The 20,556-nt window shown below is 70.4% G+C and carries 18 protein-coding genes and 1 tRNA gene; 9 read left to right on the forward strand and 10 right to left on the reverse strand.

The window, feature by feature from the left end; genetic code table 11:
- Positions 1-153: 153 nt before the first annotated feature.
- Positions 154-741 (forward strand): Uma2 family endonuclease, encoded by a 588-nt coding sequence (locus HUT18_RS12115; RefSeq protein ID WP_176100339.1) that lies wholly within the window; start codon positions 154-156, stop codon positions 739-741.
- An 89-nt stretch (positions 742-830) separates the two neighbouring features.
- Here HUT18_RS12115 and HUT18_RS12120 read toward each other — a convergent pair whose 3' ends face one another.
- The 4 genes from HUT18_RS12120 to HUT18_RS12135 form a co-directional block, all read right to left on the reverse strand.
- Entirely contained in the window at positions 831-1,484 is a 654-nt protein-coding gene (locus tag HUT18_RS12120; RefSeq protein WP_176100341.1) for a bifunctional 2-polyprenyl-6-hydroxyphenol methylase/3-demethylubiquinol 3-O-methyltransferase UbiG, read from the reverse strand.
- Positions 1,485-1,532: 48 nt separating this feature from the next.
- A complete protein-coding gene (locus tag HUT18_RS12125) occupies positions 1,533-1,826 on the reverse strand; it encodes a hypothetical protein (protein ID WP_176100342.1) in 294 nt (97 codons plus the stop codon).
- Positions 1,827-1,838: 12 nt separating this feature from the next.
- The gene (locus tag HUT18_RS12130; protein WP_254878543.1) at positions 1,839-2,057 is read right to left on the reverse strand and encodes a hypothetical protein; all 219 of its coding nucleotides are present in this window, start codon (positions 2,055-2,057) and stop codon (positions 1,839-1,841) included.
- Positions 2,058-2,171: 114 nt separating this feature from the next.
- Positions 2,172-2,585, reverse strand: a complete 414-nt coding sequence (locus HUT18_RS12135) for a hypothetical protein (protein WP_254878544.1) — start codon at positions 2,583-2,585, stop codon at positions 2,172-2,174.
- Positions 2,586-2,781: 196 nt separating this feature from the next.
- Here HUT18_RS12135 and HUT18_RS12140 point away from each other — a divergent pair, with 196 nt between their 5' ends.
- Positions 2,782-3,636 (forward strand): helix-turn-helix transcriptional regulator, encoded by an 855-nt coding sequence (locus tag HUT18_RS12140; protein WP_176100344.1) that lies wholly within the window; start codon positions 2,782-2,784, stop codon positions 3,634-3,636.
- 16 nt (positions 3,637-3,652) lie between these two features.
- Positions 3,653-3,850, forward strand: coding sequence for a DUF397 domain-containing protein (locus tag HUT18_RS12145; RefSeq protein ID WP_176100346.1), 198 nt, complete (start codon positions 3,653-3,655; stop codon positions 3,848-3,850).
- Positions 3,851-3,981: 131 nt separating this feature from the next.
- On the opposite strand, the gene HUT18_RS12150 is transcribed toward HUT18_RS12145, so the two are convergent.
- Positions 3,982-6,552, reverse strand: coding sequence for an ABC transporter permease (locus HUT18_RS12150; RefSeq protein ID WP_176100348.1), 2,571 nt, complete (start codon positions 6,550-6,552; stop codon positions 3,982-3,984).
- Entirely contained in the window at positions 6,549-7,337 is a 789-nt protein-coding gene (locus HUT18_RS12155) for an ABC transporter ATP-binding protein (protein ID WP_176100350.1), read from the reverse strand. The genes HUT18_RS12150 and HUT18_RS12155 overlap by 4 nt, the downstream gene beginning before the upstream one ends.
- 538 nt (positions 7,338-7,875) lie before the next feature.
- Here HUT18_RS12155 and HUT18_RS12160 point away from each other — a divergent pair.
- Positions 7,876-9,549: an MFS transporter gene (locus HUT18_RS12160; RefSeq protein ID WP_176100352.1), complete on the forward strand. Its 1,674-nt coding sequence runs from the start codon at positions 7,876-7,878 to the stop codon at positions 9,547-9,549.
- 38 nt (positions 9,550-9,587) lie between these two features.
- Here HUT18_RS12160 and HUT18_RS12165 read toward each other — a convergent pair whose 3' ends face one another.
- From HUT18_RS12165 to HUT18_RS12175, 3 genes are all read right to left on the reverse strand, one after another.
- On the reverse strand, positions 9,588-10,610 hold the full coding sequence (locus tag HUT18_RS12165; RefSeq protein WP_176100353.1) for an LCP family protein: 1,023 nt from the start codon (positions 10,608-10,610) through the stop codon (positions 9,588-9,590).
- A gap of 80 nt (positions 10,611-10,690) precedes the next feature.
- Positions 10,691-13,633, reverse strand: a complete 2,943-nt coding sequence (locus tag HUT18_RS12170; RefSeq protein ID WP_176104453.1) for an SUKH-4 family immunity protein — start codon at positions 13,631-13,633, stop codon at positions 10,691-10,693.
- Between the two features lie 7 nt (positions 13,634-13,640).
- Complete coding sequence (locus HUT18_RS12175) at positions 13,641-14,615, reverse strand: SMI1/KNR4 family protein (RefSeq protein WP_176100355.1); 975 nt, start codon at positions 14,613-14,615, stop codon at positions 13,641-13,643.
- A gap of 359 nt (positions 14,616-14,974) precedes the next feature.
- Here HUT18_RS12175 and HUT18_RS12180 point away from each other — a divergent pair, with 359 nt between their 5' ends.
- Positions 14,975-15,526: a YwqJ-related putative deaminase gene (locus tag HUT18_RS12180; RefSeq protein WP_176100357.1), complete on the forward strand. Its 552-nt coding sequence runs from the start codon at positions 14,975-14,977 to the stop codon at positions 15,524-15,526.
- 27 nt (positions 15,527-15,553) lie between these two features.
- Complete coding sequence (locus tag HUT18_RS12185; RefSeq protein ID WP_176100358.1) at positions 15,554-16,039, forward strand: SUKH-3 domain-containing protein; 486 nt, start codon at positions 15,554-15,556, stop codon at positions 16,037-16,039.
- A gap of 130 nt (positions 16,040-16,169) precedes the next feature.
- Here the strand turns inward: HUT18_RS12185 and HUT18_RS12190 are convergent, their stop codons facing one another.
- Complete coding sequence (locus tag HUT18_RS12190) at positions 16,170-17,918, reverse strand: sensor histidine kinase (protein WP_176100360.1); 1,749 nt, start codon at positions 17,916-17,918, stop codon at positions 16,170-16,172.
- Between the two features lie 167 nt (positions 17,919-18,085).
- Here HUT18_RS12190 and HUT18_RS12195 point away from each other — a divergent pair, with 167 nt between their 5' ends.
- The 3 genes from HUT18_RS12195 to glmU all read left to right on the forward strand — a co-directional run bounded on the left by HUT18_RS12195 (position 18,086) and on the right by glmU (position 20,544).
- Positions 18,086-18,820, forward strand: coding sequence for a hypothetical protein (locus HUT18_RS12195; RefSeq protein WP_254878545.1), 735 nt, complete (start codon positions 18,086-18,088; stop codon positions 18,818-18,820).
- Positions 18,821-18,856: 36 nt separating this feature from the next.
- A tRNA-Gln gene (locus HUT18_RS12200) sits at positions 18,857-18,928 on the forward strand.
- Between the two features lie 119 nt (positions 18,929-19,047).
- Positions 19,048-20,544: a bifunctional UDP-N-acetylglucosamine diphosphorylase/glucosamine-1-phosphate N-acetyltransferase GlmU gene (gene glmU / locus HUT18_RS12205; RefSeq protein ID WP_176100362.1), complete on the forward strand. Its 1,497-nt coding sequence runs from the start codon at positions 19,048-19,050 to the stop codon at positions 20,542-20,544.
- The last annotated feature ends 12 nt before the right edge of the window (positions 20,545-20,556 follow it).

The following is a 20,556-nucleotide window of genomic DNA, read 5'->3' on the forward strand; positions in this document are numbered from 1 at the left end:
CTGTCCACAGGGAGGGTGAGATGCCGATGGTTACCGAGTGTGGACGGTGAGTGAATGGCGTGAGCGGCGGCCTCTTTGTCCACAGGGGTTGCGGTTCCGCCCCTCCTCTGCCACTTCCCGTCCGCCTTCTTTGCGCAACGCTAGGGTTGACCCATGACCGAGCCACTGCCCGACTGGATGCGCCCGCCGCGCGAGGAAGGTTGGTTCGCGGAGGATCTCGACCGCCTCCCCGAGGCGCCGCGCCACACCGAGCTGATCGACGGAGCCCTCGTCTTCATGATGTCCCCGCAGCGGTCCTGGCACGGCCGCGTCGTCACCGCCCTGACCACGACCCTCATGGACATGGCGCCCGAGGGCGTGGAGGTCGAGCGGGAGATGACCATCCGCCTCGACGCGCGCACCCGCCCCGAACCCGACCTGCTGACGACCACGGCTCCCTACGACCCGGAACGCACCTGGTTCGCCCCCGAGGACGTACAGCTGGTCATCGAGGTGGTCTCTCCCGAGTCGGCCCACCGCGACCGCACCGTCAAACTCCGCAAGTACGCGGAGGCCGGTATCCCCCACTACTGGTGCGTCGAGGAAGAGGACGGCGCACCTGTCATCCACATCTACGAACTCGACAAGCCGACGCAGACGTACGTGGCCGCCGGTATCCATCGCGGCACCCTGCGGCGCCCGGTGCCTTTCGACATCGCCCTTGACCTCGACGGCTTGACGCCCCGGCCTCGTCGCCACTGACGCCTGCGGCGCAGCCGGGCAGCTTCAACTGCCTTCGCTTTGCCGCCCGTTGTCGTCACGGGTCACGCGTCGGGCCACCGCACGCACGATCAACGTCCCGCCCGCACGATCAGCGTCCCAATGTGACCGGCCTCGGGCGCGTCCAGCACCTCTGCCTTCGCCGAGGCGAAACCGGCACGCGTGAGGAACCGCTCCCACACAGCGGGCCGATAGCCGTAGCGGTAGGTGAACATCGCCTTGCCCGCGAACCCGCCCTTGTACATGCCCTGCGGACCGTAGGCGCCGGGGATGGCCGGAGCCTGCGAGAAGACGAACGTGCCGCCCGGGTTCAGCCGCTCCCGGACCAGTGGGAACAGCCTGCCCGGGTCGGTGAACCAGGCAGCACCGAAGATGCTGTAGACCGCGTCGTAGGTCTCGTCGTGCGCGGCCAGGTACTCAAGTACCTCCGCCTGTACGAAAGTCGCACCGGACTCGGCCCATCTCGCGTTCGTCTTCTCGACCATGACCGAGGAGAGATCCACCCCTCGGCCACGGACCCCACAGGTGGCGAGGTGAGCCAGTGCCCGGCCGGTTCCACAGCCGAGTTCCAGCACCGTGCTCGCGTCGCCCAGGAGTTCGGGTCCGGGGCCGTGCCCCGCGTACTGAGTCCAGTTGAAGACCGGTTCCGCATCGTCCTTGAACACGGACAGGGCGTAGGCGTCCCAGAGTTCGGCTTCGGCGGGGATGTTGTGCGGGACGGGCAAGAGAGGTCCTTCGCGGCGGTAGCTGAGGGCCGGGGCGGTGAACGGGGATCACGCGACGGTCGCGAGCCCGTCCAGGTCGGAGCGGTGCTCTTCGTCCACCTCGATACGGACAGTGCGCGCGCCAAGGTGCTCGTAGATGGCGGAGGCTGCGCGGATCACGGCGTCGAGGAGGGAGACGCCGGGGGTGAAGCAGTGGCACTCGGACGGCTCCGCGCCTCCGAATGTCGAACCGAGTGAGCCGTTGGCGGGGTCGCCGAGATCTTCTCCCAGTTCGGCGAAGGGCTGTAGGTCCGCTTCGGTCAGCGTCCGGTCGAGAATGAGGGTGAACTCCCACTCGCGCATGGTCTCTCCCGCTCAGCCGTGTCGCTTGGTGTGCTTGCGTACGAAGTCGTTGATGCGTTTTGCGGCATTGTCGGCGCTGCGTGGGGTGCAATCGACACGATCACGGTCCCCACAAGCGCAGCAGATCACGTATCCCCACACGTGGCCGTTATGGACCTCTTTGACTTCGAAGCCCGCCTTCTCAGCCTCGCGTAAGGCCTTGGCCATCTGCTTCTTCTGATGCGGACTCACCGCGCCCCTTCCTCGACGTCGGCCGGCGAGGAGCAGCGGAGCGATGCTACGCCTGAACTCCTTTCGGGTGCCCACGCGTTCAGAGCGCGTGCTGGGCGCTGACGATCCGACCCCTCAGGCGGCTTCGGCACGCGGCGACACCTCGTTCTCGCTCTCATCGAGCACTGCCGAGTCGGGTTCGGCGAGCCATACGAGACGGGCTCGCGTGCCGTCCACCCCGCAGTACCACCGCAACGCCCTTTCCGGCGACGACAGATGCAGGGTGCGCCTGCCGTCCACGTCGATGACCCGGGCGCTGCCGTCCTCGTCGGCGAGCCCCCAGGCCATCACCACCCCGTCGGCGTCGGCGGTGCCCCGGCCGAACTCCAGCACTACGGCGAACAGGCGCGGGGCGGTGTCCAGGACGAGGCTGCGCAGTCCCTCGTCCAAGTCGAAGTCGAGTACGTCCTGAGCGGGCGGGGCCCCCTTGGAGGTGAAGGGCTCGGCGGAAGCCGCGTCGTCGGAGGCGTCCGGCGTTACGTTGGCCATGGAAATCCCCTGTCGGGAGGAGGAGTTGGGCAGGCGGGGCCACTCGAAGAGAGCGGCGATCCCCGCACCCTGAACTTGAATTAGGGTACCGACATGGGATGACCCATGACCTATAAACGCTCCAATACTTCATAACACTCCACGTTCGTGTGACACGCAGCCCGCACGCCCGCGCCCGGAGGGAACAGGAACGACAATGGCCCGCCTGAAACTCCCGCCCACGATCCGTCAACGTCGTCTGGGGGCTGAGCTGCGGCGTCTGCGCGAGCAAGCCGAACTCAGCGCCACCGCGGCCGGGCAGTTGCTCGGACAGTCGCAGTCGAGCATCAGCAACACCGAGTCGGGCAACTACCCGGTCAGTGCTGAGCGAGTGCGGGTCATGGCTCGCGCATACATGTGCACGGACGAGACGTTGATCGAAGCGCTGGCTTCCTACACGGGCGGGCGCACGCGAGGTTGGTGGGACGAGTACCGGGACATGTTTCCGGCGTCGATGCTCGACCTGGCTGAGTTGGAGCACCACGCCACGTCCATGTGGACGATCACCGTTCTCCACATCCCCGGCCCACTTCAGACCCGCGACCACGCTCACGCGCTGATGACCGAGGCTCTGCCGAATCGCCCGCCGCACGAGATCGAGCACCGAGTGTCCTTCCGGATCAAGCGGCAAGCGGTCCTGTACGGAGCACGACCGGCCCCCTATACCGCCATCGTTCATGAGGCAGCGCTACGCATGGGCTTTGGTGGGCCGAGAGTTGCCCGCGCACAGCTTGAGCACCTGCTCGCGATGAGCGAGCGAAAGAACATCAAGGTCGCTGTTGTCCCGTTCGGCGCAGGCACGTTCTCCATCGCGGGCCACGGGATCACCAACCTGGGTGGGGAAGTGCCACATCTGGACACCATCCAGATCGACACGGACACCGAATCAGAGTTCCGGGACACTCAGGTTCAACTTGACTGGTATCGCCAGGTGTTCACGCGCATCCAGAAGTGCGCTCTCGATGAAGACGAGTCGCGTGGCATCATCCGCCGTATCGCGCAAAGCATCTGACCCAAGGAAGAATGTCGTGCCCACCCTGAACTGGCAGAAGTCCTCCTACAGCGCCCAGGCATCCGACTGCCTCTACCTCGCCCCCGCCGAAGACGGCACCATAAAGCTCCGTGAATCCGACGACCCCGCCACCGTCGTCACCACCACCCCCCAGAACCTGAAGGCCTTCATCCTCGGCGTCAAGGCAGGCGAGTTCGACCACCTCGCCCAGTAGGCAACCCCGGCGCGGACGCGACGCACACACCAACAGGCCCGGCCCCGAGGCAAGTTGCCTCGGAACCGGGCCTGTCCCCCGTTCCCCCGTGGTGGTGGACCGTGTACCGCGTAAGCGGTGGCCGCTGCCGGTCAGTCCGTAGCGATCGCCTTCAGGATGTTCATCCGTCCCGCCCGGAAGGCCGGGAACAGGGCGGCGAACAGGCCGACGAACGCCGAGCCGATGAACACGAACACGATGGTCGGCCAGGGGATCTCCAGGACCTTGAGTCCCTCAAGGGCGAGGAGTTTGTGCGCGGTGGCTCCCCAGCCGAGGCCGAGGCCGATGCCGAGCAGGGCGCCGAAGAGGGCGATGACGACCGACTCCAGGCGGATCATGCGGCGCAGTTGGCGGCGCGAGATGCCGATGGCGCGCATCAGGCCGATCTCCCGGGTGCGTTCGACCACCGACAGGGCCAGGGTGTTGACCACACCGAGGACCGCGACGATGATCGCGAGCCCGAGCAGGCCGTAGACCAGGTTGAGCAGCTGGCCGACCTGCTTCTTCAGGTCTTCCTTGAAGTCGGCCTGGTTCTGCACCTTGTACGTCGGGTTGTCGGCGATCGCCGCCTTGAGGCCCTTGTACGCCTCCTTCTCCTTGCCTTCGACGGCGGAGGCGAACATGATCTCGCTCAGCGGCATGCTGTCGGCGGGTACGTATCGCTTCGCCGTCTGGAGATTGAGGTACTTGGCACCCTTGTCGAGGCTGCCCTCCTCGGTGGTGATCGCGGCGACCTTCAGCTTGGCGGTGTCGCCCTTCTTGAAGTCGACGGTGATCGTGTCGCCGACCTTGAGCTTGTGCTTCTTCGCGTAGCTCTCACCGACGGACATCGCGTTGGCCTTGTAGGCATCGGCAAGCGTTCCGCCGACCGTCTCGTGACGCAGGTCCTTGGCGTACGTCGGGTCCGCGGCGACCAGATCCGCCTGATCGGTCTTGCCGTCAGGGGTGGTCAGTTTCGCCGGGACCTGCTTGTAGTCGGTGACGTAGGCGACGTGCGGCGCCTTCGCCAAAGACTCCTTCACACCGTTGTTGAGACCCTGCATGCCGCCCTGAACGATGAAGTCGGCGCCCACCGACTTGTCGAGTTCGTCCTCCGCCGAGGCCACCATCGAGGAGCCGACCACCGACAGGCAGGCCACCAGGGCCAGGCCGATCATCAGGGCGGAGCCGGTGGCGCCGGTGCGGCGCGGGTTGCGCAGGGCGTTGCGCTCGGCCATGCGGCCGACCGGGCCGAAGATCCGCAGTACCACCAGGCCCAGGCCACGCACCACGGCGCTGGCGAGCAGCGGGCCGATGACGACGAAGCCGACCAGGGTCAGCAGTACGCCGAGGCCGAGCATCGACGAGGCGGGCTTAGCCTCGTCGGCGGTACCCGCCGCGTAGAGGGCGGCGGTGCCCGCGGCGGTCAGGACCAGGCCGATCACAGCGCGCACCTTGCCCGCGCGGCCACCGGTGGGCAGACCCGTCTCCCGCAGCGCGGCCATGGGCGAGATCTTCCCGGCACGGCGGGCGGGGCTGTAGGCGGCGAACACCGTGACGAGTACGCCCAGCGTCATGCCGACGACCGGGGTCGGCCACAGCACCGTGAGGTCCTCGGTCGAGGTCCCCATACCCATGGAGCCCATGAGCTTCATCAGGCCGATCGCGACGCCCACACCCGCGCCGATGCCCAGCGCGGAGCCGACGATGCCGAGCAGCAACGCCTCGGTCAGCACGGAGCGGTTGATCTGCCTGCGGGAGGAACCGATCGCCCGCATCAGACCTATCTCGCGGGTGCGCTGGGCAACCAGCATCGAGAAGGTGTTGATGATGAGGAAGACACCGACGAGGACGGCGATACCGGCGAAGCCGAGCATCACGTACTTCATGATGTCGAGGACCTGGCTGATCCCCTCACGGTTTGCGTCGGCGTTCTCCTTCTGCGTCTGCACCTTGAAGCCGCCGTCGAGCGCGGTGGAGACCTTCGCCTTGAGCGCGTCGTCCGTCACCCCGGCTTCGGCGGCGAGGTTCACCTGCGTGAACCGGCCGGCGGTGCCCAGGAGTTGGCGCTGTGCGGTCTGCGTGTCGAAGTAGACGACCGTGGCGCCGGGGTTGGTGACCTTGAAGGAGGCGATACCGGTGATCTTGGCCCGGTGGTCGCCGACGACCGAGATGGTGCGCAGCTCGTCGCCGAGCTTGAGGTCGTGTTTGTCGGCGGTGTCCGAGTCGACCATCACCTCACCGGCACGCTGAGGTGCGTGACCGGAGGAGATCTCCATGGCCCGCAGGTCGTTCTTGGTCCAGTTGCCGGCGATGGTGGGGCCGCCGTTGCTGGGGCCCATGTTCTTGTTCTTGTTGTTGACGACGGTCACGCTCATGCTGGAGACCGCGCCCTCGGCGGAACGCACTCCCTCGGCCTTGCGGACCTTGTCGACCGTGGACGCCGGAAGCGACTCCGGCTTGCCGTTCTCCGGCAGCTGGTCGGGGTCGGTGGCGTTCTTCGGCAGCACCGTCACATCGGCGGAGGTGGCCGCGAACAGCTTGTCGAACGTCGTGTTCATGGTGTCCGTGAACACCAGCGTGCCGCACACGAACGCCACCGACAGCATGACCGCCACCGCGGACAGCGCCATACGTCCCTTGTGCGCGAGGAAGTTGCGCACGGAGGTTTTCATGACGGTCATGACGTGCGCCCCCGCGCGTCGAAGTCCTTCATGCGGTCCAGGACCTGCTCGGCGGTCGGGTTGAGCATCTCGTCGACGATGCGGCCGTCGGCCAGGTAGAGGACGCGGTCGGCGTAGGAGGCAGCGACCGGGTCGTGGGTGACCATGACGATGGTCTGGCCGAGTTCGGTGACCGACCTGCGCAGGAAGCCGAGGATCTCGGCGCCCGCGCGGGAGTCGAGGTTTCCGGTCGGCTCGTCGCCGAAGATGATCTCGGGCTGGGCGGCCAGGGCGCGGGCGACCGCCACGCGCTGCTGCTGACCGCCGGAGAGCTGGGTCGGGCGGTGCTTGAGGCGGCCCGCGAGACCGACGGTCTCCACCACGCGGTTGAGCCACTGGGCATCGGGCTTGCGGCCCGCGATGTCCATCGGCAGCGTGATGTTCTCCAGCGCGTTCAGCGTCGGAAGCAGGTTGAACGCCTGGAAGATGAAGCCGACCCGGTCCCGGCGGAGCCTGGTCAGCTTCTTGTCCTTGAGGCCGGTGATCTCCGTCTCGTCCAGGTAGATCTGGCCGGAGCTGACGGTGTCCAGGCCCGCGAGGCAGTGCATCAGCGTCGACTTGCCGGAGCCGGAGGGGCCCATGATCGCGGTGAACTGGCCGCGGGCGATGTCGACGTCGACGTGGTCGAGGGCGACGACGCGGGTCTCACCGGAGCCGTAGGCCTTCACGACCTGCCGCGCTCGTGCGGCAACGGCCGTACGCCCTCCAGTGCCCCCGTCCCTGGGAATGGTCACAGCCGTAGTCACGGTGATTCTCCTCGTCGTGTGGAACATGCGGACTTCGTTGTCGTGCGCCGGAGTCCGAGGCGGGTGGGCACTCGGGGTCTGTTCGCCGTCGGCACCCGGCCCGTGCGGGCCTGCGTGGTGGCTTCGGCCGCGGGCGGCTCCGGGTTCCGCCCGCGTCGTGTACTCAAGTCTGGTCGGCGGGTGGGGTCTTGCGCCCTGGTGCTCGGCGCAGTCTTTTCCTGAGGAAAACCCCACCCCGGGCCCTGGGGCCCGCCCCTTCCGCTCAGGTAAAGCCAGGTTAAGGAGTGCCGTGACACTCCCTCGTCCTCCGGCGGTACGAACCGCCCCCGGTCCCAAGTACTGACATCCCCCTAGGGGACTCCACCCCTCGGTGGACCTTTCTCAGGGACCACCTCCACCCATGTGTCCACCCGCACACCCGCCCGGGCCCCATCCGGCGGCCCTCCGCTCCTCGGCCTCTGGGCTCCCGCCTGCCCGGATGAGAAGGTGTACGCGGCATGCACACGGGTGGACGCGGGTGGAGAGAGGTGCGGGGGGAATGGGGGCGGACTCCGGGAGGGGCGGTACGGACGACAGAGCCGAGGGCGGAACCGAGGGCAACACCGAGGGCATAACCAACCGCGGTACGGACGGCGGTGCGGACAGCGGTTCGGACGACGGAGGCGCTCACATACGGCGGCCGACCCGGGCCGTGGTCGCCGCGCTCATGCTCACCATGGCGCTGCCCGCGCTCGACGCGACCATCGTGTCCACCGCCGTCCCGCAGATCGTCGGCGACCTCGGCGGGTTCTCCGTCTTCTCCTGGCTGTTCTCCGGCTATCTGCTCGCCGTCACGGTCTCCCTGCCCGTCTACGGCAAGCTCTCCGACACCTTCGGCCGCCGCCCCGTCCTCATCGCGGGCAGCCTGCTCTTCCTCGCCGGGTCGCTGCTGTGCGCGCTGGCCTGGAACATGGCCGCGCTGATCGCCTTCCGTATCGTCCAGGGCCTGGGCGGCGGCGCCCTCCAGGGCACCGTGCAGACACTGGCCGCCGATCTGTACCCGCTGCGCGAACGCCCCCGTATCCAGGCCAAGTTGTCCACCGTGTGGGCGCTGTCGGCGGTCGCCGGACCGGCCATCGGCGGTGCGCTCGTCGCGTACGCGGACTGGCGGTGGATCTTCCTCATCAACCTGCCCGTCGGCGCGTTCGCGCTGCTCCTGCTGGTCCGCGGACTGCACGAGCCGAGCCGCCCGGCGGGCCCGCGCCCCCGTATCGACTGGGCGGGCGCGCTCACCGTCTTCGCCTGCGGCGGCGTGCTGCTGACCGCTCTGGTGCAGGGCGGCGTCGCCTGGGACTGGTTCTCCGCGCCCTCGCTCGGCCTGTTCGCCACGGGCCTCGCGCTCGCCGCGCTCCTGGTGGTCGTCGAACGCCGCGCCGCCGAGCCCGTCATACCGGGCTGGGTGTGGCGCCGCCGCACCATCGCCGCCGCCAACCTCGCACTCGGCGCCCTCGGTGTCCTCATGGTCGCGCCGACCGTCTTCGTGCCCACGTACGCCCAGGCCGTCCTGTCCCTCTCCCCGATCGCCGCCGGGTTCGTACTCTCGGGGATGACGCTGAGCTGGCCGGTCTCCGCCGCCTTCGCCCAGCACGTGTACGCGCGGGTCGGCTTCCGCAACTCGGCGCTGCTCGGTATGAGCGGGTCGCTGCTCGTGCTGCTGGCCTGGCAGTCGCTGCCCTACCCGGGCGCGGCCTGGCAGCCCGCGCTGCTGATGCTGCTGCTCGGCGCCACCCTCGGCATCTTCCAGCTGCCGCTGATCGTCGGCGTGCAGTCGACCGTCCCGTGGTCCGAACGCGGCACCGCCACCGCCTCCATACTCTTCTGCCGCCAGATCGGCCAGACCCTCGGCGCCGCCGTCCTCGGCGCGATCGCCAACCACGTACTGTCCGACCGGCTGCGCGACTCCGGCGGCCCCGGCGACCTGGAATCGGTCAACCGCGCCCTGGAGGAACCCGACGAGGTCACGGCGGCCCTGCGCCACGCCGTCGACGCCGCCGTCGACTCGGTCTTCCTCGGCGCCGCCGCGGCGGCGGGCGCGGCCCTGCTCGCCCTGCTCCTGCTCGCCCCGCGCCGTTTCCCCGTACTCGCCAGTGAGACCGGCCACCCGGGCGCACGGGTGCAGGGAAAGCCCGAACCCTCCAGGAGCGCCGAAGCGGCCGAGGCGGCGGAGGGCTGAACTCCCGCGTGCTGCTCGGCCGTTGAGGCGCCGCCGCCTCACCCCTTCGGCAACCGCTCGTCCTCCCGCAGTGCGCGGAACAGCCGCTTCGCCTTCGCCTCGTCCCACAGGACGACGTCGCCGACTCCGGCGATCGTCGTCTGCGAGCCGATCGGTACGGTCGTCGTCGCGCCCTTGCCCTCGGAGAGGTCCTTCGTCTTGAGTCCCATCCGGGTCAGCGGGGCGATGCCGGTGCCGGTGTCCACGGTCAGGGCGTCCAGGGCGCTCTCCGTGAACGGGATGTGCCGCCAGGGGCTGACCAGTACCGGGAAGCTCAGCGCCTTGTCGGCGACCGCGCCCACCAGTTGCCGCTGCCGCCTGACCCGGCCGAGGTCGCCCTGCGGGTCGCTGTAACGAGCCCGTACGTACGCAAGTGCCTGGGTGCCGTTCATCTCCTGGCAGCCCGCGTCGAAGTCGGCGCCGGACTTCTCGTCGTGCAGACCGCCGCGCGGTACGCAGATGCGGACGCCGCCGAGTTCGTCCACGACATGTACGTAGCCGAGGAAGCTGACCTCGGCGTAGTGGTGCAGGTGCAGGCCGGTGGCCTGTTCGACGGTGCGGGTGAGCAGGCGGGGGCCGCCGAGCGCGTAGGCGGCGTTGATCTTGCCCCGGCCGTGGCCGGGGATGGCGACGTACGAGTCCCGGGGCAGTGAGACCAGGTAGGGGCCGCTGCTGCCGTAGTGCAGGATCATGATCGTGTCGGTGTTCTGCCCGTGCTCGCCGCCGACGTGGAGCTTCCTGCGCTGTTCGGGTGTCAGCCGCTCCCGGCTGTCCGAGCCGACCAGGAGCCAGTTGGTGCCCTCGCCGGTGTCCGGGCGGCCCGGGTAGCGGGCGAAGGCGTCGGTGGTGTGCAGCTTGGAGCCCGCCCAGAAGTACAGGGCGATCCCGTACCCGAGCAGGAGCAGCACCAGGACGAGCACGGTCACCAGGACCCGGCGGGGCCAGCGGCCGCCGCGGCGCGGCCGGTCCGCGGGCGGGGCCGCGCCGGGCGGCTGCGGCTCGGGCAGCGGCTGCGTACTCATGCCCGCATGATCCCGGCGCCCGGACCGCCTCGCAGTCCGAGCGCCGCGCCGCTTGCGACGCCCCCCTTACGGCAGGGCCGCTACAGCAGTCCGTCCCACATCTGCTCCACCAGCACCGACCACCAGCTCTCCTCGGAGGCCAGCGCGGTCGGGTCGAGCTGGGCGAGCTGCACCTGGAAGTCCATCGTCCAGCGGGCCGCCTGCTCCTGGTTGAGGCCGAACCGCAGCCGCCACATCCGGCCGAGCAGAGCCATGCAGCGCACGAACTCCGGCAGCGAGTTGTTCACGTACTGCGGGGCCGGGGGCGCGAGACCGGGCTGGTGCTCCACGGGGACGGCCACGATGTGCGCCGTGCCGTACTGGACGCAGATCGCCCGGCCGAAGTCCGAACCCATCACCAGGTACGAACCGGCGTCCGGCAGCGCGGGCACCGCGCGCTCGGCCGCCATCTCGGCCAGCGTCGGCACCGGGCGGCCCGGCTGGGCCTGCGCCCAGAAGAACGGGCCCATGTCGACCGGCAGGCCCGCCCACACCAAGGTCGCCGCCACCACGTCCGGCACACCCTGACGGGCCACCGCGTGCTGCTCGAAGCGGAAGATGTTCGGGCCGAACGCCTGCCCGAGCTCCTGGGCCACGCCCTCCGGCGGTACCGGCGGCAGCGGCTGCACCGGAGGCATCGGCGGCCGGACCGGCGCCGGACGCGCGGGCCCGTCCGCGACCTGGTGCAACTCGCCCTGGTGCGCGAGCAGTTGCTGCATCCCCTGACGGCGCGAGGCGTGGTCCCTGCCGTACGGGGCGATCGAGGTGATCCGCGCCTGCGGCCAGTTCTCCCGGATCATCCGCGCGCAGTAGGCGCCGGGCAGCTCGCAGGACTCCAGCTCGGTGTGCAGTTCGAGGACCTGCTGCGGCGGCACGTTCATCGCCCGCAGCTCGTGCAGGATCTGCCACTCCGGGTGCGGGGTGCCCGGCGCGCTGCGCCGGATGAGCTGCTGCTCACTGCCGTCGGCCGCGCGGTAGCGCAGGACGGCCTGATACCCGGGGCCCACCATCGGCTGGCCGCCGGGCTGTTGCGGATAACCGTACGCGGCGGGCTGGCCCGGGGGCATGCCCATGCCCGGGGCGCCGGGGGGCGGGGTGGCGGGGGCGCCCGGCGGGGGCATACCCGGGGCGCCGGGCGGCGGCATGCCGGGAGCGCCCGGGGGCATTCCGGGTGCGCCGGGCGCGCCCGGCGGCATGCCCGGGGCTGCGGGGCCGGGCGGGAGCGGGGCACCGCCGAGGCTGGGGGTGGCGAGCATCGTCGCGGCCTGGTGGACGCCTCCACCCGGGGGAGGAGTAGCGGCACCCGGCGGAGGGGTGGAGCCGGGGGCGGGCGGCGCACCGGGCGGCGGGGTCGAGCCGGGCGCGGGCGGGGCGCCGGGGGGCGGAGTGGAACCGGGAGGGTTCGGCACGCCCGGCGGCTTCGGCATCGCCATGCCGCCCTGGCTCGGGTCGGCCAGCATCGTGGCTGCCTGGTGGACACCTCCGCTCGGAGGCGGAGTCGCACCGGGAGGCTTGGGCGCACCCGGCGCACCCGGCTGCCCGGGCGGGGGCGTCGCGGCGCTGTCGGGCAACTGCGAGACGAGCTGCGTCGGTACGTAGCCTCCGGCCGGGGTACCCGGGGCGCCCGGGCCCGAGGGCGGGGGCGTCGCACCGGAACCGGCACCGGGCACACCCGGCGCTCCGGGCGGGGGCGGAGGCGTGCCGCCCCGCGACTTGCGCGGCGGGGGCGTCGCCTTGCTGGTCGCCGCGTCCGCGATGTCACCGGAGGGGGACGGGACCTGCGGCGGAGGTGTGGGCGCACCCGAGGGAGCGGGGGCACCGGGGGCGTGCGCGCCGGGGGGCGGCGGGGTGCCGTGCGCGGGCGGGGGCGGAGTGCCGTGCGCGGGCGGCTGCGCCGGATTGCCCGGCAGGCCGAGCGCGGGCGCGATCGCGGTCGCCGGGAGCTGGCTGCCGCCCGAGATCAGCGCGGTCTTCGCCTCCGAGGAGACGGACGGCGGAGGCGGCGTCGCCGGGTCCTGCAACTGCGGCGCGAACACCGTCGCGGGCAGCGGGACCGAACGGTCCTCCTCCGACTCGGCGTTGGTGTCCGTACCGGCCCACGGCGTCGCGTCCGAAGAGGCGGCGGGGAACGCGGCCGGGGACGCATGGGCGGCGCTCGACGACGAGGGCGCGGGCGCAGGTGCGCCGCCCGAGGAACCCGTACCGGCGGGCGACGAGGCGCCGGACGGACCACCGTCGTCCGAACCCGCGGCGGCGGGCCAGGCCGGGGCGCCGGCGGAGGCGGCCGCTGCGGAGGCCGCCGAGGGGTCAGGCGTGGCGGGCGCCGCGGGCGCGTCCGCGGATACGGAACCCGGCGCGGCCGAAGCCCCGGACGGTGCCTGAACACCGGAGGCACCACTGCCACCGGAGGCACCACTCAGCGAACCGCCCGTACCGCCCGTACCGCCCGTACCGCCGGAGGAAAGCGAACCACCCGTACCGCCGGACGAACCCGAGGACCCCGAAGCGGCCCCGGAGGCTCCCGCACCGGCCCCGGCACTCGCCGAACCGGCACCCGAACTCCCGCTCCCCGCACCGGAGTTCGCCGAGGCCCCGCCCCGGCTGTCCCCGATGCCGAGCTTGTCCGCGGCCTCCTGGAGCCACTCCGGCGGGCTGAGCAGGAACGAGGTCTGGTTCAGGTCCACGCGCTGCGGCGGCGCGGGCTCCGGCTCCGCGGCGGCGTCCTTCGTCCCGTACTCCTCCTCGTACCGGCGGATGACCTCACCCACCGGCAGCGAGGGCCACAGCGTCGCGTCGCCGCTGTCCCGGGCGATCACCAGACGCTGGCCGCCGCCGTCGCCGCGGACCTGGCCCGCGCGGTTCTCCGCCCAGACCACGAAGCCCAGGTCGAACTCGCGCACCCGCACCTCGCGGTGCTGGTACACGGGCACGTCGGCGTTGATCCACTCCTCGGCGCGCTCCTGCGCCTGTGCGAAGGTCACCATCGTCAAGTCACTCCCCCACCGGGACGACATGCGCGAATCCGCCGTCCACCATCAGGTTCGCCACGGTCTCCAGCTCCGGCGGATTGCCGGCGAGCCGTCCGAGGAACGCGTCGAAGTCGTCGCCGCAGGGCAGCAGCAGCCGCTCCACGCGCTCGGCGACCGACCAGCCGTCACGGTCCCGCGCGTCGTCGTACGCGCAGAACCACACCGAACCGGTCCGCTCGCCCTTCACCTTCACCGCGAGCAGACCGCCCTGCACGAAGGCCACACCCAGATAGTCCTTGGTCAGATGGTCGCGCAGACACTTGTTCACGTAGACGAGGTCGTTGACCGCCGCCTCGTCGCGCACCGTGAAGAACGGCTGGTCCACCAGGAGCCCCAACTCGGCGTCCAGCGCGGCACCCACCGGTGCGCAGCCGCCCGCCGCCTTCAGGAACGAACGGTAGGCACCCGGCAGCCGGTAGCCCAGGTCCTCCTCGACGCTCTGCACCTGCTGCTCGGTCACCGCCGCCGACCTCGGCAGCCCGAAGTGCGCCGGACGCACCTCCTGCAGCGGACGCGTACCGCGCTTGTCGTGATCGACCGCCGCGGTCGCCAGACCGCCGTGATGCCGCAGCAGGGCCTTCACCTCGACCGGCACCAGCTCCAGGCGGCGCGATCCGGCGACGTGGTGCCAGGTCCAGCCGTGCGGCGTGGCCACCGGCGGGATCGTCTCCCACAGCTCGTGGCCCGAGGCCGCAAGCGCCGCGTTCGCCGACACGAAGTCCGTCAGCCGCAACTCGTCGACGCCGAAGCCCTCCGGCGGCTCCGCGATCTCCGCCGCCGCACGCGCGTACGCCGAGAACACCGGGAAACCCCGCTCGTCCATCCGCACACCCCGCGGATGACGGGCCGCACGCACCGGATCAGGGAAACTCACCACCTGACCGGCATACGCCGCGTTCGGCGGCGCGGCCTCCTGCCCGAGCCGACCAGTCGTCATGGCAGTTGCCCCCATAGGTCCCGTTACGTCCAGCAAAGCGATCCAGCCGCTGCCGAACAGCCTAAGGGCTCCCCGCGACCCGGTCACCGGCCGCCCGTCACCCACCCCTGCCCACCCAAGTTGGTCGCACAGGGCGTCCACGTACCGCCACCTCCGTCACCCTCCAGGGTGACCCGACGTCACCGCATCCTCACCCGCCCCCGCCGGAACCCGCACCTCAGCGGGCCCCAGCTACCGCCGCCCCCGCCCCCTTTGGCAGGATCTTCGAGCACTCGCCGCCACCGCCGCACGCGGCGGGCAGCCCGTGGAACCGAAGGAACCCGCAAAGCCGTCCAAACAGGCGGGGAGGGGGACATCACATGCACACCGACAGCACCGGTACGTACGAGTCCGGGGCGCCCGCCGAGCCGGCGCCCGAAAGTCCCGGATTCGACCCCCGCGTCGGCTGGAGCACCACCCAGACACCCGCCGCCCCACGGCTGCACGCCCGCCGCGACGGCATCCTGCCCGCCATCGCCGCCGCGCTCACCCTCTCCGGCGGCACCACCCCCAGCCTCACCAGCACCGCCGCCCGCGCCGACGCACCACCCCAACTGCACCACCTGGTCCAGGACTTCCTCGACGCGCTCCCCACCGCCGAGCGCACCCGCTTCACCGGCCGCTGCGCCGAAGCCGTCGTCCTCTCCCGCCACCTCACCACCGCCGACGCCGCCCGCAGCAAACGCGCCAAACGCAAACCCATGACCAACGGCGAGGCCCGCAAAAGCCTCAAACACGCCCGCCTCACCACCCGCCGCATCCGCGAGGACGGCGACCCCATGCACGGCGACTACGCCCCGCCCTGCCACGCCTGCACCGCACTCGCCGCCCACTTCGGCATCCACCTCGACGACCCGACCGCGTCCCCCTGACCGCGGCCCCGCACCCCACGAGGCACCATGTCCCAGCCGACCCACCGCTTCCCCGACGCCATCGAGACCACGCTGCGCGGCGTCGGCTGGCAGCCCGGACGCTGGAACATCAAACAGGCCGAGTTCTGGGCCGACACCCTGCGCGAACACACCTCACCCGCGGGACATCGGCACTCCGTCTTCCCCGCCGCCGTCGAAGCCTGGGCCGAGTTCGGCTCCCTGCTCCTGACCCCACCGGGACCCGGCCGCGACATCGCACCCGCCACCGTCCACCTCGACCCGCTGCGCGGCCTGCACATGGCCCGCACCCTCGCCGACCTCGGCCGCGCCCTCGGCACCCCCACCGCACCCCTCGGCGAGGAAACCGAAACCGGCGCCCTGCTCGCCATCGACACCGAAGGCCGCGTCCACAGCCTCGACCACACCGGCGACTGGTACCTCGGCCCCGACATCGACCAGGCACTCACGGCCCTGCTCACGGGGGTCCAGCCGACTCGGCTGACGACCGGCTGAGGTACGTGTCATGTGGCCACCGGCTGAGGTACGCACCGTGTGACCACCGGCCGAGGGGCACGCACGTTGTGCGGGCGGTACGGCCCTCAGCGGTACGGCACCCGGCGGTGCAGTCCTCAGCGGTGCAGCCTCAGCCGACCGGCAGCACCGCCGACACCCGGAACCCGCCCGCATCGGTCGGCCCCGACACGAACACCCCGCCCAGCGCCGACACTCGCTCCCGCATCCCCACCAGACCGTTGCCCCCGCTCGGCAGCCCCGCATCCGGCACCCCGCCCGACGGCGGTTCGTTCTCCACCTGCATCGCCACCTCGCCGCCGCGATGCGCCAGCCGTACCCGCGTCCGCGCACCGCCCGCGTGCTTGTGCACGTTGGTCAACGCCTCCTGCACCACCCGGTACGCGGTCTGCTCCACCGCCGACGCATACGCCCGCGCCTCCCCCTCGACGAGCAACTCCACCGCCATCCCGGCCGCCCGGGACTGCCCCACCAGCTCCTCCAACTCCGCGAGCGAAGGCCCACCCTCGCTCCCGTCCCGCGCCGCACGCGAAGCGGCGGCCGCGGCGGCGGCACCCACCGCGGCCAACGGCACGTCGGAGGAGGCCGGGAAGCCCGGGGAACCCGAGGACCAGGGCTCGGAGGACGAGGAGGCAGCGGCGGAGGAAGAAGTCTCAGGAGAAGAGGTAGCCGAAGAAGAAGACGCTGAGCGAGAGAAGCGTGCGGAGGGCGAGGCGGAAGAAGAGGAAGAAGCAGAGGAAGGGGTACGCGACGAAGACGCGGACGCGGCGGGCTCCGCAGCGGACGAGGGCGCCGACGCGAACCCCGACGACGAAGCGCCCGAAGCCGAGGACCCGAACGACTCGGCAGCGGCGGCGGAAGCAGAGTCCGAAGCCGACCCGGACGAAGCCGAAGGCGCAGACGAAGAAACAGACCCGGAACCAGAAGACGAAGCCGAAGACGCAGCAGACGAAGCCGCAGCAGACGACGCGGCCGAGGCAGAAGATCCCGCCGATTCCGCGGGCGCGGAGACCCCCGACGCCGACACCGAAGGCGACGCCCCGTCCCCGGACCGCAGCACCCCCAGCATCTGACGCAACTCGGTCAGCGCCTGCCGCCCCATGTCCCCCACCAGCGCCGCGTTGCGCACCGCCTTCTCCGGGTCCTTACGGGCCACCGCCTGCAACGCCGCCGCGTGCACCACCATCAACGACACCCGGTGCGCCACCACATCGTGCATGTCCCGCGCGATCCGTGTGCGCTCCTCGTTGCGCGCCCACTCCGCACGCTCCTCCGCACGGTCCGCGAGCAGCTGCAACTCCCGCTCCAGCGAATCCGCGCGCTCGCGCAGCGACTCCATCAACCGCCGCCGCGCCCCCACGTAGAGACCGAGCAGCACCGGCGGCGCCGTCATACCGATCGCCGTACTGATCGCCACCGTCGGCACGACCCACTCGCCGATCTGCATGTCTCCGCGCGTCATGTCCTGCGACGCCCGCACAAAGGTCACGATCAACGTCGCCATCAGCGACATCCCCGACAGCACACCGATGATCCGCCGCGGCAACTCCGAAGCCGCCAGCGAGTACAGGCCCACCAGGCCCAGGAGCACGCCCATCCGCGCGGGCGACACCGCGACCCCGACGAGCACCACGGCAACGGGCCACCGGCGCCGCAGCACCAGCGCCGACCCCGCGAGAAGACCGAAAACAACCCCCACCGCGACCGGCAGCCCCGTGTCCCGCGCGAACGCCACACCCTCCGCGGCGCACTCCACCGCGGACAACAACGCCAGCCCCACATCCAACACCGCGCTGCGCGGTCTCCCCCACCACCACGGCCCGGTCACGGCCGCGGGGCGGTCCTCCCCCGTCGTGGTCATGGCACCAGCCTACGGGCGCCCGCCACCCGTTTTCCGGCAGGTTACCGACCCACCCCACCGCACAGATTCTCGGAGAGATACAACGAAAACCCCCAAGTAATGACCATTCCGGTGAATCAATTCGAACAAACTCGCCCTTACTTACCTCTTCGGCAAACACTTGCGCCATGACCAGTCAGCACACACCGACGCACTCCGGCGACACCCCCGACCGCCCCCGCCACCCCAACGCCAAGGACGACCTCCGCGCCCGCGCACGCAAGTTACGCATCCAGGGCTGGACGTACGACCGGATCCAACTGGAGCTGGGCTGCTCGAAGAGTTCGATCTCACTGTGGGTACGGGACCTGCCGAAGCCGGAGCCTCGCTACACACCCGAGGAGCAACAGGCCCTGATGAACAAGGGGTTGGCGCGGCTGCATGCCGACCAGGCCCGCGAACGCACCCAGCTGAAGGACATCTCACGGCAGGAGATCGGACGACTCACCGACAGAGAACTGTTCGTGGCCGGAGTCGCCCTCTACTGGGCCGAGGGACAGAAGAGCAAGTCGTACGCACGCCGGGAAGCGGTCATCTTCTGCAACTCCGACAGCGGCGTAGTCTCGACGTTCCTGGCCTGGCTCGAACTTCTACGGGTCGACAGATCTCAACTGCGCTTCCGAGTCATGATCCACGAGAACGCGGACCTCGCGGCAGCCGAGGCGCACTGGAGCCAGGTCGTGGGCGTCGCGGCCTCGGACTTCCAACGGGCAACCCTCAAGAAGCACAACCCGAAGACCGTCAGGAGGAACGTGTCCGAGGGGTATCACGGCTGCCTGACCGTCCGAGTGCTGCAAGCAGCCGATCTGTACTGTCGCATCGAAGGCTGGTGGTACGGCATAGTGGAGGCCGCCGGGCGCTGACGGACCTCTCCTTGTCCGTTTCGACGGCTTTGACTATCCCCTGTGGTGTAATCGGCAACACGGGTCACTTTGGATGATTTGTTCCAGGTTCGAGTCCTGGCAGGGGAGCTCTTCGAGGTTCGGGTCCTCACCGCGGCCCCTGGACCCACCACCCTCTGCGCCCCACTACGCCCCGGTATTCTGCGGATGTCCACACCCATGCATCCAGCCAGCCGAAGGGCATTCTCGTGAGCGCCAACCGTCCCCATGATCTCGGCTCCGCTCGGACGACGGACCAGGCCCCGCCGGCTGCCGTTGTCGTGCTCGCCGCGGGTGAGGGCACCCGTATGAAGTCGGCCAGGCCGAAGGTGCTGCACGAGCTCTGTGGCCGTTCGCTGGTGGGTCATGTGCTGGCCGCCGCGCGGGAGTTGGGGCCGAGCGAGCTGGCGGTGGTGGTCGGTCACGCGCGGGAGCAGGTCTCGGAGCACCTCGGGGCGATCGACCCTCAGGTGCGTACCGCGGTGCAGGAGGAGCAGCTCGGTACGGGGCACGCGGTGCGGATGGCGCTGACGGAGCTGGGCGCGGTGGACGGGACCGTGGTGGTGGTGTGCGGGGATACGCCGCTGCTGCGTGGACAGACGCTGCGGAGTCTGGTCGAGGTGCACGCGGCGGACGGCAACGCGGTGACGGTGCTGACGGCCGAGGTGCCGGACGCGACGGGGTACGGGCGGATCGTGCGGGACGCCGCTTCGGGTGCGGTGTCGGCGATCGTGGAGCACAAGGACGCGAGCGCGGAGCAGCGGGCCATTCGCGAGATCAATTCGGGGGTGTTCGCTTTTGACGGGCGGCTGCTCGCGGAGGGTCTGGGGCGGGTGCGTCGGGACAACAGTCAGGGTGAGGAGTATTTGACTGATGTCCTGGGAATTCTGCGGGAGTTGGGGCACCGGGTCGGTGCCGCGGTGGCGTCGGATCACCGGGAGATCGCGGGTATCAACAATCGGGTTCAGCTGGCCGAGGCACGGCGTCTGCTGAATGATCGGGTGTTGGAGTCGGCGATGTTGTCGGGTGTGACGGTGATGGACCCGGCGTCGACGTGGGTGGATGTGTCGGTGTCGTTCGGGCGTGATGTGACGCTGTTGCCGGGGACGATTCTGGCGGGTGCGACGTCGGTGGACGAGGGCGCGACGGTGGGCCCGAATTCGCGGCTTACGGATACACGGGTGGGCGAGGGCGCGCGCGTGGACAATACGGTCGCCGACGGTGCCGAGGTGGGTGCCGGGGCGAGTGTGGGTCCGTTCGCTTATCTGCGGCCGGGTACGCGGCTCGGTGTGCGGGCGAAGGCCGGGACTTTTGTGGAGATGAAGAACGCCTCGGTGGGTGAGGGTTCCAAGGTTCCGCATTTGTCGTATGTGGGTGACGCGACCATTGGTGAGTTCACGAACATCGGGGCGGCGAGTGTGTTCGTGAATTACGACGGTGAGTCGAAGCACCACACGACGGTGGGTTCGTACTGCAAGACGGGCTCGGACAATATGTTTGTGGCGCCTGTCACGGTGGGGGACGGTGCCTACACGGCGGCGGGATCGGTGATCACGAAGGACGTACCGCCCGGTTCGCTGGCCGTGGCCCGTGGTCAGCAGCGGAATATTCCGGGCTGGGTGGCGCGCAAGCGTCCGGGGAGCACGGCGGCGAAGGCGGCCGAGGAGGCTTCTCGTGAGGTGAGCGGCGAGGGCGCCGCGGAGTGAGGTCCGCCGGTT

Source organism: Streptomyces sp. NA04227, assembly GCF_013364195.1.
Classification (GTDB): domain Bacteria; phylum Actinomycetota; class Actinomycetes; order Streptomycetales; family Streptomycetaceae; genus Streptomyces.